Source organism: Paenibacillus sp. J22P59 (genome assembly GCF_059383895.1).
In genome coordinates, this window is record NZ_JBXENX010000007.1 from 136,251 (window position 1) to 150,840 (window position 14,590).

A 14,590-nucleotide genomic window follows, 5' to 3' on the forward strand; every position below is an offset into this window, starting at 1 on the left:
TCTATAAAATGTTCACCCTGCTCAACGAAACCATCCTCACCATTCACGAGTCTAGACTTCTAATGAAGACCAATAGGCACAAAAAAACTGTATAACCACCTTGTATTAGAAATAGAATATGTGCCCATTAGCATCTAATTTAGAGGAAATTCGAATTTCTAAAACCTGCTCTCGAAACTTTCACTTCAGCATTCTTATAAAAAAACAAAAGCTCCGGCTTACGAAGCATGCCCTCCCTTGTCCAATTGCGATAACGAACCTTCGCTCGCAAACCATGCTTGTAGTAGGTATAATTGCGGTCTTCCCCCTCTAAGACAGCGGCTCTATGAACATATTCTTGCTGTTCCGATGATACAGCATGATCTATAATTGCTACCTGACGGCCTTCTTGCTCGGCTAACCACCCGAACTGGCCTTTGCGTGCAGCTGTAATAGCAAGGTCAGCGTATTGATAATTGATGATTTTACTCCAGCTGTTCGCCGCCCCATCCATCCCATAAGCGCTGTCCAGCGGCTTCATGGCTACACCTTCGAGCTTCAGCTGCTTGACCGCATCGAACATTGCAAGACCTTTATTCTCAACATAAGGCATCTTATAAAAGAATGCATTATTGTCCATAAGCTCATTCAGCAATTGTTTTCGCTCAAGCAGCGTCCATTGCCGCACGTCCTCGCCTTTATAATACAGGATATCAAACACATAATAGCGAATCGGATGCCTGGCTGCACCTTCACGAATCCGCGCTTGCCCCTTCAGGCGATAACGATCCATTAGCGTCTCGAATTCTATTTCATTCGTCAATGGATTCAGGTAAGCAGCTTCTCCGTCCAATAGGACATCAATCGGTTCCCGCAGAGGAACATTTATAAGCTCGGGATACTGCCTCGTTACCTCATTCCCATGCTTTGTATACAGGCGAACTCGCCTCCCGACAAAAGACAAGAACATCCGATGACCATTAATCATTGGCTCGAACAAGCAATTGGCATCATCATGCGCTTCCGCCCGCCCGGCCATTCCCATAGACTCTATATCCACAAAGGCTCAGTCCTTCCATCTACCAAGTGTAACATGATCTTTCTGTGAAAAAATCCGGTAATATCAGGTCAACGAGACGAATAATCCCCTTTCTCGCTTCACATAATAGAGTGCAAGAAGGAGGCTGAGAACAGATGGCTAGAAGCAACCAACTATTAGTTCCTCAAGCACGCGCAGCACTTGAGCAGATGAAATTCGAAATTGCGCAGGAGTTAGGAATCCAACTTCCCGCAGACGGCTACTATGGACACATGACGACCCGCGACATGGGCTCTATTGGCGGCTCTATTACGAAAAGGCTGATTCAGATGGCTGAACAACAAATAGCAGGCCGCATCTAAATGATAAGCTAGCTAGCGAGGGCTGGCCCGAAAGCGGATACATCCGCCTATACGGGAGCAGTCCTTGTTTTATTTATAGTAACCACTTCTAATAAACTTCCCTTTAGCGTTAAAAATCGGTAAAATGGGATAGAGTTGTCCTCATCATGTCTATACTCACGAATTTCATTTCAGAAAGGAATATCCCATATGAACATTCAACCGAAAACACGCGGCTTCATCTGCACAACCGCGCATCCTGAAGGCTGCGCCAAGCAAGTGCAGCGCCAAGTGGACTACGTACAAGCGCAGCCTGCTATCGAGGGCCCGCGCAACGTGCTCGTAATCGGCGCTTCGACCGGTTACGGACTCGCTTCGCGTATCGTTTCCTCATTCGCTGCAGGAGCAAATACAATTGGTGTTTATTTCGACAAAGCTGCTGAAGGCTCACGCACTGCTTCGGCGGGCTGGTACAATTCGGCTGCCTTCGAGCAGGCTGCTCAAGAAGCTGGCAGAAAGTCTTACAGCATCGTAGGAGATGCTTTCTCCGATGATATCAAGGCTCAGACCATTGATCTGATTCGTTCCGAATTCGGCAAAGTGGATCTGGTCGTCTACAGTGTAGCTTCTCCACGCCGCACGCATCCGAAGACAGGAGAGGTATTCTCTTCCGTCATCAAGCCAATCGGTGATACTTACTCGAACAAAACCGTTAACTTCCATAACGGAGAAGTGTCTCAAGCAGTCATTGAACCCGCATCCGAAGACGAGATTCGTCAGACGATTGCTGTTATGGGCGGCGAAGACTGGCAAATGTGGATGGACGAGCTGCAAGCTGCAGGCGTTCTCGCTGAAGGCGCGACAACAGTGGCTTATTCCTACATCGGTCCAAAAATTACGCATGCCGTATACCGTGAGGGTACGATCGGCCGTGCGAAGGATGATCTGGAAGCAACTGCTCTTCGCTTGAACAAGCAGCTTGGGGAGCATGGCGGCCGTGCATTTGTCTCGGTCAACAAAGCGCTCGTTACCCAATCAAGCTCGGCAATTCCGGTTGTACCGCTGTATATTGCAGCTTTGTACAAAGTGATGAAAGAAAAAGGCTTGCATGAAGGCTGTATTGAGCAAATGTACCGTTTGTTCAACGAACGCTTATATGGCAAGGAGCAAGCTCTCGTAGACGACAAAGGGCTCATCCGCGTTGACGATTGGGAAATGCGCGACGATGTTCAATCCGAGGTAGCCAAGCTTTGGGCAGATCTGACCACCGAGAACGTATGCGATTTGTCTGATCTTGAAGGCTATCGCCGCGAGTTCTTCCAGCTATTCGGCTTCGAGACCGAAGGCGTGGATTATGAAGCGGACACGAACCCAGATGTAGCGATCCCGAACTTGAAATAATAGATTACAACAAAAGAGCGAAGCATCGGGCCATGGCCAAATGCTTCGCTCTTTTGTGCTATATGCGCTTGCGAATCGTTACATCCAACTGCTGCCGCTTCGCCTGCTGATAAGCCTCAGCTATACCTTCTTTTGCAACTGCCGCCTTGCTGACTTCCTTGTAATAAAGAATGGTGTTTACCGTTCTGGAGAATGGGAAAGGCTCCAGCTCTACTGTGCTCGACCCTTTCCACTCTGCCATCAGCCTGTCCTCCTCGAACTCCGGCAGGGATAACGGAAACCCTTCTGCAAACCATTCATGCTGCTGCGTTGGTGTGCCCGGCTCCTCCATACATAGAAATAAGGAAAGCCCATCACATAATACCAGAGCCTCATGATGTTGATGTACTTGTGAGGCATCTAAATTCAATTTATCCATAATAGCATGCTGCCTTGTATATTCTTGCTCTAAAAAACGTCTGATATCTTCATTGTTATACTTCTCAGCCAGCATCGAATATAGCTTGCTGCCGAGCAAGGCCGCATATTCATTCGTAAGCTGAAGCGCATCTAATGCTTTGGAGTAAAACACAAAACGAATAGTATGAGGAAAATCTTTAAAAGAATAAGGGCAATGTGCAGCGTCATTCCAGAGCGGCCAATTGTCCAGCTCTAACCAGCTTCGATCATGTTCATAGGCTGCAATAATAACATCCTCTGCCCTAGTTTCTGAAGAGTTCCATAACCAGGCCGACATCAAGTCGCCAGAGATTCGAGCATGATCATGCTGCGCAATTAAGACATAGGACTCTTTTGTTTCGTACACAATCATTCCTAATCAACCTCCCCTGCAGCGGCTATTTAAGTGGTAGCTCCATTCTACTTCCTCATAGGCTCATAGGCAAATCATACCAGTACAGCACAGCTTCTTATTTGCTCGGAAGTGGCAGGAACAGCATATGAATAGGGAGATTACTGCCCGAGGCTGGCGAGAAGATAATCTTTACAGTCTCTTCGCTATTCCCCGTGCGGTATAATACGCCTGCTTCACCTGAATTGGTTAAAATGTTAGCGTTGGTCATATAAGTCAGCTTGCCATTCACCAGAAAGGCTCCACCGTAATGTCCCCCGCGCGCATTCAAGGCAATAACCGTATTTGGGCTTACCCTCTTCAGCGTCAGCTCATAGTTGACTCCATAATTCCCACTATTAATGACTGCTTCGCCTGTAGTGGCGTCAATTCCCGGCAAATAAGAATCGAAGGTCTGATCAGCCAGCACCATTCGAGAAGAGGTTGCGCCAAGCGGCTCACTCACCGTGATTGAGCGGTTACCTCCCTCGAATGTACCGCGAGCATGCTTGCCATCCCATTCCAGTACGGAGAGCATTGGCAAAGATTGCAGCACGTCCTTACCGTTATCCAGAATGACAACGGACAGCTTAATCGGAGCAGAGGCAGCAATATCCGCATGTGTCGTTATTACTTTACCCGGACCCAATATCGTATTGCTGAGTTCTTGTATTATTACCCGGCTTTGGCCAGGTGGAATCCTCGTCATTGTATTCGATGGCGTTGCTTCCAGATAACGGGCCAGTGACATTTTCCCAGTAGCAGATACATAAGTCGAAGGACCTCCGATACCTATTTTCCCACCTTGGACGGATACCTCTTGCTCACTCTCATTGGTCGCTACAACAGAAATACGAACAGGTGTCGCCCGCTTGTTCTGATGATGCACAAGGAAACGAACATTGCCGTTGACCGTATCTTGATAATAAATGCCTTCTTCATAAATAGATTCGGGGCTGTTGGCTCGAATCAACGTTTGCTGACCTTGACTGATAGGTGTATAAGCAATCGTCGGCAGCTGCAAGACGCTGGCAGAGGCAATTGGGAATTTATCACCAATCTTCGTATGGATGAGATCATACTCTTCTTTGGTGTAAAGAACCTCGTCCATTATTGTAATAGTCTTCGAATAGTCGGAGACCGCCCCCTCCTTATCGGTTACACGAAGTGAAATGGTCTGCTGACCTGATGTGAAAAAGACGGATTCATTATTCGTCCATTCTGTTTTGACAATTCCGTTATCATCCGTACTCTGATCCACATATTGGATCGTCTCTCCAATTCGGTAAGCCTCCTTATCCGTTACGAACATCGCGACAGGCGCTTCATTCGGAGTTGGAGTTGGCGTTGGCGTTGGTTGTTCAACCTCACCTTGCTCTCCATTGGCCTTCCAAGCTAGCACGATCTGTTTATTTTTCGAATCTAGCCGAAGTGTCATACTTAGCGGATTGACTAGCGTGCGCAAAGGCAGCATCAATGATCCATTCTGTATGTAAGGAGCACCTGCAGCTGTACTTTTGATCGAATTCGCCGTATAGCTCTTACTATTCACTTTATAACGTATTTCCATTTGTTTATTTGAAAATTTATATTCCTTTGTCGCCGATAAATATTGAATGGTTAGACCAAGACGATCTGCGATAGAGCGGCCCGCTACATAACTTACACCCTTTTTTTCGGTCGTTGGCTGACTTGCTGTATATATCTTCCCTTGCTCGTCGATCATCTGCTTGGATTGCTGCTTCAGGGTTAGCTGTTTCTGCTGCCCTGCCGCGAATGACCGTTGCCCGGTAATGACTGCACTGCCTGCCAAAACCACAATAACTAACATCATTGCACTAAATCTCTTAACCATATCAATCTCCTTCTGCTTACTCTAGTTGTCTATGCCCTAGAGTCTTAAACGTTAAGGAGATTGAAAAGTTGCTGTATTTCGACGATCCCCAGTACCTTCCAGCAATTATATCGCTTGCTTTACCGTCGATAATATACGATAACTATAAGTAAGCATTAAGAATTGCTTTAACTCTATTAGACAGAAGGGGAGGAAAACATAGATGTCTTTATATGAAGCGCTTGGAGGAGCTAGCGCCATTCGTCAGCTAGTCGAGTCCTTTTATCCCAAAGTAGTGAAGGACCCGTTGCTTGGACCGCTGTTCCCACCAGAGCTTGATTCAGTGATTGATAAACAAGAGCTGTTCCTCACTCAATTTTTCGGCGGCGATCCATTATATACGGAGCAGTATGGGCACCCGCGGATGCGGGCACGCCATATGCACATCCCCATTACGGAAGCACATGCCGCCGCCTGGCTGCACTGCATGGAGCTCGCATTGTCCGAAGTAGTCGAGTCGGAAGAGCTGCGCCAAGTCGTGCTGGAGCGACTATCCGGCAGCGCCTATTTTTTCGTAAACACGCCCAGCAGCTAGTCCATTATGAAAAAAGCAAAAAGGCGGGTTCCCGCCTTTTTGCTTTTTTATTGTAGCGACGCTTCATAATAGCTGACCGCTCGTTAGCGGCACCAATTTCCGCTATTCGGCGCAATTTGCCTCATTTCACCTTTTTAACGGAAGAGCGTTCCTCTATACTCCCATCTAACCGCGATTTTGCCTTCTGACCGCTCGTTAGCGGCACCTGCTTCCGTTATTCGTCGCAATCTGCCTCATTCCACCATTTTAACGGAAGAGCGTTCCTCTATACTCCCATCTAACCGCGATTTTGCCTGCTGACCGCTCGTTAGCGGCACCTGCTTCCGCTATTCGGCGCAATCTGCCTCATTCCACCATTTTAACGGAACAGCGTTCCTCTATACTTTCATCTAACCGCGATTCTGCCCGCTGACCGCTCGCTAGCGGCACCAATTTCCGCTATTCGGCGCAATCTGCCTCATTTCACCTTTTTAACGGAACAGCGTTCCTCTATACTCCCATTAAACCGCGATTTTGCCTGCTGGCCGCTCGTTAACGGCACTCGCTTCCGTTATTCGGCCCAATCGGCCTCATTCCACCACTTTAACGGAACGCCTTTCCTCTATTTTCCCCTTCAAACCGCGCTTCATCCAACCTCACACCCGCTAACGGAATACGATTCCACTTTCGACCTCAGCATGACCCTTTCCACTCCTGGATCGAAACATCCTCCCACATTCCTGCAAATGTCTAATATCCTAACGAAATAACCCATCAGCGGCACTAAAAACACCAATATTTCTGAATTTCACCCTTAACCTATAAGATGAATTTATTGATAACGTTTCGCAATGAAAATCCATTATTGCCTACCCGTTTCTACTTTACGAATTGTAGTTGTTCACGCTATAATAGAGTCATAAGCGATTTTTGAAATTGGGTTTCATTAAGTGAAACTATGAAGTGATGGACCCTCTCATGCAACCGGTGAGCAACGAAATCGTCCCATTCCTATTCATTCAAAGGGGGAACTCCTACAGATGGCAAATCAAGATCATTATTCCGTGAAATCGAGCCTTGAAGTTGGCGGCAAGTCATATTCCTACTACAGCTTGCAAGCACTTGAAGCACAAGGTTTGAGCCAAGTTTCGAAGCTTCCATTCTCTATTAAAGTATTGCTTGAAGGTGCTGTTCGTCAATTCGACGGCCGCGCAATTACGAAAGAACATGTCAAGCAACTGACAGATTGGGCAATTAGCCGCGACGATAAAGAAATTCCTTTCATCCCAGCACGTATCGTACTGCAAGATTTAACTGGTGTACCAGTTGTCGTTGACCTTGCAGCAATGCGTGAAACAGTGAAAAAAGCAGGCGGCGACCCTAAGAGCATCAACCCGCTCGTACCTGTCGATCTCGTTATTGACCACTCCGTAATGGTCGATGCATTCGGTTCGCCAGATGCGCTTGAAATCAACCAACGCATCGAATTCGAACGTAACGCTGAGCGTTACCGTTTCTTCCGTTGGGCACAAACTGCGTTTGACAACTTCCGTGCGGTTCCGCCGGATACAGGTATCGTTCACCAAGTTAACCTTGAATATTTGGCATCCGTTGCTGCGACTAAGACAGTTGATGGCGAAACTTTCGTCTTCCCTGACTCTCTCGTAGGTACGGATTCACATACAACAATGATCAACGGCCTGGGTATCGTAGGCTGGGGCGTTGGCGGTATCGAGGCTGAAGCTGGTATGCTTGGCCAACCGCTCTATTTCGTAACACCAGAAGTTATCGGCTTCAAATTGACTGGCAGTCTGGCAGAAGGCGCTACAGCTACTGACCTTGCACTGACAATCACACAAATGCTTCGTAAAAAAGGCGTTGTCGGCAAATTCGTCGAGTTCTTCGGCTCCGGCTTGTCGAATATCGGCCTTCCTGACCGTGCAACGGTTGCCAACATGGCACCTGAGTATGGCGCAACAGTTGGCTTCTTCCCAGTTGACGTAACTACGCTTGAATTCTTGCGCCAAACAGGCCGTACAGAAGAGCAAATCGCGCTGGTTGAAGCTTATTACAAAGCACAAAACATGTTCCGTACAAATGACACGCCAGATCCTGAGTTCACAGAAGTGGTTGAACTCGATTTGTCGACAATCGTACCGAGCCTTGCAGGTCCAAAACGTCCGCAAGACCGTATCGAACTGACTTCCATGAAGGATGCTTGGAACGATATCGTGCGCACACCAGTAGACAAAGGCGGCTACGGCCTCGCTGATGCTAAGCTGGAAGAAGTCGTTGAAGTGAAGCATGGCAATGGTAAAGTCAGCAAAATGAGCGCAGGCGCAGTTGTTCTTGCGGCAATCACGAGCTGTACGAATACTTCCAACCCTAGCGTTATGATCGGCGCAGGACTTGTTGCTAAGAAAGCAGTAGCTCGCGGCCTGGTTAAACCAGAATACGTGAAAAGCTCGCTGACTCCAGGTTCCCTCGTCGTTACTGAATATTTGATTAAAGCGAACCTTCTGGAGCCGCTTGAAGCTCTTGGCTTCCACGTTGCTGGCTATGGCTGCGCAACTTGTATCGGTAACTCCGGTCCGCTTCCTGAAGATGTTAGCCAAGCAATCGCTGACAATGACATGACGGTAGCTGCTGTATTGTCTGGTAACCGTAACTTTGAGGGCCGTATTCATGCTCAAATCAAAGCGAACTACCTGGCTTCACCACCGCTTGTTGTCGCTTATGCGCTTGCAGGTACTGTGAACATCGACTTCGCTAGCGAGCCAATCGGTCAAGATCAGAACGGCGAGCCGGTATTCCTGAAGGACATCTGGCCAACTAACCAAGAAATCGCTGATGCAATGGGCGCTTCCTTGTCGCCAGAAATGTTCCGTGCGAAATACGAGAATGTTTACACACAAAACGAGCGTTGGAATGCCATTCCAGTTCCAGAAGGCGAACTGTATGAGTGGGATCCGAAATCCACTTATATCGCTAACCCGCCATTCTTCGAGAACCTGGCTGATGGCATCCGCGATGTAGAAGATATCAAATCAGCAAAAACTTTGCTTTTGCTCGGTGATTCGGTTACAACTGACCATATCTCCCCTGCAGGCAGCATCCGTCCAGATGCTCCAGGCGGCAAATACTTGATCGAGAACGGCGTTGACAAGAAAGACTTCAACTCCTACGGCTCCCGTCGTGGTCATCACGAAGTGATGGTACGCGGTACGTTCGCTAACATTCGTATCCGTAACCAAGTTGCACCAGGTACAGAAGGCGGATTCTCGACTTACCAGCCAACTGGCGAAGTAACTTCGGTATACGATGCTTCGATGAAATATCAAGCTGACAAAACGAACCTTGTTGTAATCGGCGGTAAAGAGTACGGTACAGGCAGCTCGCGTGACTGGGCAGCAAAAGGTACTTTCCTACTCGGCGTCAAAGCGGTTATTACAGAGAGCTTCGAGCGTATTCACCGTTCTAACCTTGTTGGTATGGGTGTTCTTCCACTCCAATTCCAAGAAGGTCAAGGCTGGACTGTACTCGGTATTACTGGCCGCGAGACATTCGACATCGTTGGCTTGAACAATCATGTACAACCAGGCGATAAAGTAACGGTTGTTGCCACTCGTGAAGATGGTACAACATTCGAGTTCCAAGTTATCGTTCGTTTGGATTCACTCGTAGACGTAGATTACTACCGTAATGGCGGTATTCTGCAAACCGTTCTTCGTCAAATGATCCAAAAGTAATCGTTAATACAACAAAGAAGGAGCAGCCAACTGGCTGCTCCTTCTTTGTTGTTCTATTAATAATGCAATGCGCCTTGGCGCTTGTAATGATCCTCAAGAACGAGACAAGCCATCGCTTCAATAACGGGAACAACACGCGGACATATGCATGGATCATGCCGACCTATCGTCTCAATCGTATGCTCTGCTCCAGACTCATCAACCGTCTTCTGTGGAAGCGAGATCGAGGACGTTGGCTTCACAGCAACTCGGAACACGATATCCTGTCCTGTGCTAATGCCGCCTACAATTCCTCCTGCATTATTCGTAAGGAAGCCATTCTGATCCATCGCATCGTTATGCTCGCTGCCCTGCATAGAGGCAGCAGCAAATCCTGCTCCGAATTCAATCCCTTTCACAGCGCCGATAGACAGCATCGCCTTCGCGAATTCAGCATCAAGCTTATCGAACGTAGGCTCGCCGATACCAGGATCAACACCGCGAATGATGCACTCAACGATCCCGCCGCAGCTATCCCCTTTTTCTGCTAACGCCTCGACTCTGGCAACCATCTTGGCAGCAGCGACAGGATCACTTGCTCGCATTGGATTCTTCTCAATGACGCTCTCGTCAAAGGTCTCGCAAGCGATACCGCCCGCTTCTTTCGTGTAAGCGACAATGGACACCCCTCTGCGCTCCAATAGCTTGCGTGCTACTGCACCAGCTGCAACGCGCCCTGCCGTCTCCCTGCCGGATGCTCGTCCGCTTCCGCGGTGATCACGATGCCCATACTTTTGTACATAGGTGAAATCGGCATGACCCGGACGGAAAAGAAGACGATTCGCATCATAGGCGGATGGACGCATATCCGTATTATTGAGCATAATACATAATGGAGCGCCTGTCGTCTTGCCTTCAAATACTCCCGACATGATCTGAATAATGTCATATTCCTTGCGCGGAGTCGTAACGGAGGATTGCCCCGGCTTGCGTCGATCCATCTGAACTTGAATATCCTGCTCGGTTATTTCTACATTCGGCGTCACTCCGTCAATGATTACGCCGACGGCCATTCCATGTGATTCTCCGAATGTCGTTATTTTGAATCGTTCTCCAAATGTGCTTGCTGCCATCTTACATCTTCCTCTCTGGTTGACTCTATTCGATAGTTTCATTATAATTCCTTCATAGCAATAAATGAAATAACAATTAACATGATTAGCAATAGAGAGGATCTATGACTCGTCCAATGAACAATATGGAGAGCTACCGCATATTTCTGTATACCGCCCAGATGGGCAATTTCACGAAGGCCGCGGAGGCGCTGCACATTACACAGCCATCTGTCAGCTACGCGATCAAGCAGCTGGAAGAAGCTCTAGGCGTCAAGCTGTTCGATAGACAGGCAAGAGGTGTCCGATTGACCTTGGAAGGACAAGAGCTGCTGAGCTATGTCGAGCAATCCTTCGCGCTTCTCGAACGAGGAGAGCAGAGGCTTATTGAACTAGCTCGCCTTGATGCAGGGGAACTCCGAATTGGAGCCAATGGACCTATCATCAAGCATTTGCTCATGCCAGCGCTTGCTCAGTTCCATGCCAGCCACCCCCATGTTCGCATTCGGCTGTTCCAGAACAAGACAAATGAGATTACCCGGCGCTTGCAAGAGGACGCGATCGATCTTGGCTTTGTCCATCTGCCGATTGATGCTCCTACGCTGGAGGTTAATCCGGTTCAGACTATTCAAGATGGCTTCTTCGTGGGCGAAGCTTATCGGGAGCTGGCTGCTGAGCCAATATCATTGAAGCAATTAGCCGATATTCCACTTCTCCTTCCTACCGCCGAGAGCAGTACAAGGCAATTCGTTGAGCATTGGCTGGCATCGCATGGCGTATTCAAGGAGCCTGACATTGAGCTGACCAGCATGGAGATGATTGTCGAATTTGCTCAGCAGGGCTACGGAGCAGCTTTTATAACGAAGCCCTTCATTAATAAAGAGCTGGCTGCCGGCACCTTATATGAAGTAAGTCTGCAGGAGAGCGTCCCCTTGAGAACGATAGGCGTCATCACACGCAGAATGATGCAGTTACCTGCTTCTGCAGCTGCTTTTTTGAAATTATTGAACCAATAATTTACATTAATTCACAAGGATCGCCTGTAATTAATGGTTTACTAGATATTCATATTGACTAAGTGAATTAAGAGGTTTAGCATAAGATGATAAACTTTTTAATATTGGAGAATCGACATGAGCGAAAATAAACCTTATCGTATCTTGTTATTTTACAAATACGTAACGATTGAACAATATGAGGAATATGCAGCTGAGCATTTGCAATATTGCAAAGATCTCGGCATTAAAGGACGTATTCTCATTGCTGAGCAAGGCATTAACGGAACATTATCCGGCACGATTGAACAGACTGAGGCGTATATGGCCCATATGCGCAGCAATCCGTTATTCACTGATATGGTATACAAGATCGATCCTTCTGATTCGCATGTATTCAAGAAGCTATTCGTTCGCCCGAAGAAAGAGCTCGTAACCCTTCGTTATGAGAAGCCTCTTGACCCTAACGAGAAGACAGGCAAGCGCCTGTCACCGAAGGAATTCCATGATCAATTGCAAAGAGATGATGTCATCGTACTAGATGGTCGTAACGACTATGAATATGATATCGGCCATTTCCGCAATGCCATTCGGCCTACTGTTGAGTCCTTCCGTGAATTCCCCGAATGGATTCGCAAGAATCTGCCGGAAGACAAGGAAAAGCCGATTCTGACTTATTGCACAGGCGGTATTCGCTGTGAGACTCTGACAGCTGTCCTGCTGGAAGAAGGCTACAAGGATGTTGCGCAGCTTGAGGGCGGTATCGTTACTTACGGGAAGGATGAAGAGGTAAAAGGCAGACTGTTCGATGGCAAATGCTATGTATTCGATGAGCGGGTGTCTGTTCCAATCAACCGTACCGATGAGGATATCGTTGTCGGAATCTGCTATCACTGCGGCAAGCCAGAGGATCGCTACATTAATTGTGAGGATGATCTCTGCCATCGCCAGCATATTTGCTGCGAGGCCTGTGAAGAAGAGCATGAAGGCTATTGCTCGACCGAATGCAATGAAAATGACGAACCTGCCCGGCTGTTGAAAGTATTGCAGCAAATAGGCGGCTAAGATGAGTCTTGGGCTTGTCGTTGTTGAGGTCTGTAATCGGAATGCGCTGGCAGGCTTGCCTTTGGAAGAGCTGGAAGAGAAATTTCCAGAATGTGCAGTTATGCGAACCGATTGCTTGAATATGTGCAATATGTGCAGAGCGAGACCTTATGCTATGGTGAATGAGAATCGCATACATGCCCAGACGACAGAGGAATGTCTCGAGCTTGTGGAGGCAGCCGTTCAAGAGGAAATTAGGCAGTTTTTCGAATAAAATAAGTATCATTAGACAAAAAGGTCTTGTCAGACAGTGCTCTGACAAGACCTTTTTAATTTGTATATCCTCTACTGGGATACGGCAAGGCTGGCGAACTGATTAACAGGTCTAGGCAGACCATAATGCTCCCGCAGCGTACGCCCTATATATTCCGTACGGAACAGCCCTCTCCGCTGCAGCTCTGGCACGACTTGCTGGGCGAACTCCTCAAGCCCGCCTGGCAAATACGGCGGCATAACGTTGAAGCCGTCACTTCCTCCTTGGGTGAACCATTCCTCCAGCTGATCTGCTACTTGAATCGCCGTACCGGCGAAGGTTCGATGCCCTCTTCCTCCTGCCAATCGGTGAATAAGCTGACGAATCGTCAATTGCTCTCTGCTCGCCAGATCAACTACGAGCTGATATCGGCTTTTATTCCCATTAATTTGATCAATGCCCGGCAGCTCTGGCAACGGCCCGTCGAGCGGATAGCTGAACAAGTCGACCTTGAGCATATGCGACAATTGGTTCAAGCCGTATTCGGGAACGGTTAATTCATTCAGCTCCTGCTCCCGCTCCTTCGCCTCTGATTCCGTCTCGGCAATAATCGGGCAGATGCCTGGCAATATTCTTATTTGCTCAGGCTGTCGTCCATATTTGCCCAGTCTCGCCTTCACATCAGAGTAGAACTGCTGAGCCTCGGCAAGAGTTTGCTGCGCAGTGAAGATTGCTTCCGCATAACCCGCTGCAAATTCCTTGCCATCCTCCGACGAGCCTGCTTGCACGAGCAGCGGGTAGCCCTGCGGCGATCTCGTAATATTGAGCGGGCCTTGCACCTTGAATGAATCTCCTGCATGCTTGATCGCACGCACCTTGCTCGGATCGGCGAATTGCCCTGTGCTCCGATCTATAATCAGCGCCTCGTCCTCCCAGCTGTCCCATAGCCCTGTCGCGACATCAAGGAACTCTTTGGCCCGCTCATAACGCTTGCTATGCTCCAGATGGGTATCTCTATTGAAGTTTCTTGCTTCGAATTCACTGCCGGAGGTTACAATATTCCAGCCCGCACGCCCATTGCTAATATGATCTAATGAAGCGAATTTGCGGGCAACGTGGAACGGCTCATTATAGGTGGTTGAGACGGTTCCAATTAATCCTATATGCTCGGTGACAGCAGCAAGGGCGGACAAGAGTGTGAATGGCTCCAGACCTGTATAAGCACCATGCTTAATATTTTGACTAACCGCCAGTCCATCTGCTAGGAAAAGAGAATCAAACTTCGCTTGCTCCGCCACTTGCGCCAATCTCTGAAAATAACGGAGATCCGTAATACGATGCGGCTCCGTTCGCGAATCACGCCATGCCGCCTCGTGATGCCCCACATTCATTATGAACACATTCAAATTCATTTGTCTTTTCACCGTACTCATCCCAACCACTCACCTTTCAATAGTAATC

12 protein-coding genes are annotated in these 14,590 nt (G+C 48.1%); 7 read left to right on the forward strand and 5 right to left on the reverse strand.

The window, feature by feature from the left end; all coding sequences use genetic code 11:
- Nucleotides 1–139: 139 nt before the first annotated feature.
- Complete coding sequence (locus AC50YO_RS14010; protein WP_494847814.1) at nucleotides 140–1,024, reverse strand: ATP-dependent DNA ligase; 885 nt, start codon at nucleotides 1,022–1,024, stop codon at nucleotides 140–142.
- Between the two features lie 149 nt (nucleotides 1,025–1,173).
- Here AC50YO_RS14010 and AC50YO_RS14015 point away from each other — a divergent pair, with 149 nt between their 5' ends.
- Both AC50YO_RS14015 and fabV read left to right on the forward strand, forming a co-directional pair.
- Nucleotides 1,174–1,380: an alpha/beta-type small acid-soluble spore protein gene (locus AC50YO_RS14015; RefSeq protein ID WP_494847816.1), complete on the forward strand. Its 207-nt coding sequence runs from the start codon at nucleotides 1,174–1,176 to the stop codon at nucleotides 1,378–1,380.
- 189 nt (nucleotides 1,381–1,569) lie between these two features.
- The gene (fabV, locus tag AC50YO_RS14020; RefSeq protein WP_494847818.1) at nucleotides 1,570–2,760 is read left to right on the forward strand and encodes an enoyl-ACP reductase FabV; all 1,191 of its coding nucleotides are present in this window, start codon (nucleotides 1,570–1,572) and stop codon (nucleotides 2,758–2,760) included.
- A gap of 58 nt (nucleotides 2,761–2,818) precedes the next feature.
- On the opposite strand, the gene AC50YO_RS14025 is transcribed toward fabV, so the two are convergent.
- The gene (locus AC50YO_RS14025; RefSeq protein ID WP_494847819.1) at nucleotides 2,819–3,571 is read right to left on the reverse strand and encodes a DUF3891 family protein; all 753 of its coding nucleotides are present in this window, start codon (nucleotides 3,569–3,571) and stop codon (nucleotides 2,819–2,821) included.
- Nucleotides 3,572–3,668: 97 nt separating this feature from the next.
- The gene (locus AC50YO_RS14030) at nucleotides 3,669–5,444 is read right to left on the reverse strand and encodes a stalk domain-containing protein (protein ID WP_494847821.1); all 1,776 of its coding nucleotides are present in this window, start codon (nucleotides 5,442–5,444) and stop codon (nucleotides 3,669–3,671) included.
- A 202-nt stretch (nucleotides 5,445–5,646) separates the two neighbouring features.
- Between AC50YO_RS14030 and AC50YO_RS14035 the strand changes: the two genes are divergently transcribed.
- Together AC50YO_RS14035 and acnA are read left to right on the forward strand one after the other, a co-directional pair.
- Nucleotides 5,647–6,018: a globin domain-containing protein gene (locus AC50YO_RS14035; RefSeq protein WP_494847823.1), complete on the forward strand. Its 372-nt coding sequence runs from the start codon at nucleotides 5,647–5,649 to the stop codon at nucleotides 6,016–6,018.
- Nucleotides 6,019–7,037: 1,019 nt separating this feature from the next.
- The gene (acnA, locus tag AC50YO_RS14040; RefSeq protein ID WP_494847827.1) at nucleotides 7,038–9,746 is read left to right on the forward strand and encodes an aconitate hydratase AcnA; all 2,709 of its coding nucleotides are present in this window, start codon (nucleotides 7,038–7,040) and stop codon (nucleotides 9,744–9,746) included.
- 56 nt (nucleotides 9,747–9,802) lie between these two features.
- On the opposite strand, the gene aroC is transcribed toward acnA, so the two are convergent.
- Entirely contained in the window at nucleotides 9,803–10,858 is a 1,056-nt protein-coding gene (gene aroC / locus AC50YO_RS14045; RefSeq protein ID WP_494847831.1) for a chorismate synthase, read from the reverse strand.
- Nucleotides 10,859–10,962: 104 nt separating this feature from the next.
- On the opposite strand from aroC, the gene AC50YO_RS14050 reads away from it, so the two are divergent.
- The 3 genes from AC50YO_RS14050 (at nucleotide 10,963) to AC50YO_RS14060 (ending at nucleotide 13,150) form a co-directional block, all read left to right on the forward strand.
- The gene (locus tag AC50YO_RS14050) at nucleotides 10,963–11,853 is read left to right on the forward strand and encodes a LysR family transcriptional regulator (RefSeq protein WP_494847833.1); all 891 of its coding nucleotides are present in this window, start codon (nucleotides 10,963–10,965) and stop codon (nucleotides 11,851–11,853) included.
- Nucleotides 11,854–11,970: 117 nt separating this feature from the next.
- Nucleotides 11,971–12,897, forward strand: coding sequence for an oxygen-dependent tRNA uridine(34) hydroxylase TrhO (gene trhO, locus AC50YO_RS14055; RefSeq protein WP_494847836.1), 927 nt, complete (start codon nucleotides 11,971–11,973; stop codon nucleotides 12,895–12,897).
- A gap of 1 nt (nucleotide 12,898) precedes the next feature.
- On the forward strand, nucleotides 12,899–13,150 hold the full coding sequence (locus tag AC50YO_RS14060; protein WP_494847838.1) for a YuzB family protein: 252 nt from the start codon (nucleotides 12,899–12,901) through the stop codon (nucleotides 13,148–13,150).
- A gap of 71 nt (nucleotides 13,151–13,221) precedes the next feature.
- Here AC50YO_RS14060 and AC50YO_RS14065 read toward each other — a convergent pair whose 3' ends face one another.
- Entirely contained in the window at nucleotides 13,222–14,562 is a 1,341-nt protein-coding gene (locus AC50YO_RS14065) for an LLM class flavin-dependent oxidoreductase (RefSeq protein ID WP_494847840.1), read from the reverse strand.
- Nucleotides 14,563–14,590: the final 28 nt, after the last annotated feature.

Coding starts and splice junctions, on each gene's coding strand:
- AC50YO_RS14010 (WP_494847814.1), bottom strand. CDS start 1,024: ATGGGAATGGCCGGGCGGGCGGAAGCGCATGATGATGCCAATTGCTTG.
- AC50YO_RS14015 (WP_494847816.1), top strand. CDS start 1,174: ATGGCTAGAAGCAACCAACTATTAGTTCCTCAAGCACGCGCAGCACTT.
- fabV (WP_494847818.1), top strand. CDS start 1,570: ATGAACATTCAACCGAAAACACGCGGCTTCATCTGCACAACCGCGCAT.
- AC50YO_RS14025 (WP_494847819.1), bottom strand. CDS start 3,571: ATGATTGTGTACGAAACAAAAGAGTCCTATGTCTTAATTGCGCAGCAT.
- AC50YO_RS14030 (WP_494847821.1), bottom strand. CDS start 5,444: ATGGTTAAGAGATTTAGTGCAATGATGTTAGTTATTGTGGTTTTGGCA.
- AC50YO_RS14035 (WP_494847823.1), top strand. CDS start 5,647: ATGTCTTTATATGAAGCGCTTGGAGGAGCTAGCGCCATTCGTCAGCTA.
- acnA (WP_494847827.1), top strand. CDS start 7,038: ATGGCAAATCAAGATCATTATTCCGTGAAATCGAGCCTTGAAGTTGGC.
- aroC (WP_494847831.1), bottom strand. CDS start 10,858: ATGGCAGCAAGCACATTTGGAGAACGATTCAAAATAACGACATTCGGA.
- AC50YO_RS14050 (WP_494847833.1), top strand. CDS start 10,963: ATGACTCGTCCAATGAACAATATGGAGAGCTACCGCATATTTCTGTAT.
- trhO (WP_494847836.1), top strand. CDS start 11,971: ATGAGCGAAAATAAACCTTATCGTATCTTGTTATTTTACAAATACGTA.
- AC50YO_RS14060 (WP_494847838.1), top strand. CDS start 12,899: ATGAGTCTTGGGCTTGTCGTTGTTGAGGTCTGTAATCGGAATGCGCTG.
- AC50YO_RS14065 (WP_494847840.1), bottom strand. CDS start 14,562: ATGAGTACGGTGAAAAGACAAATGAATTTGAATGTGTTCATAATGAAT.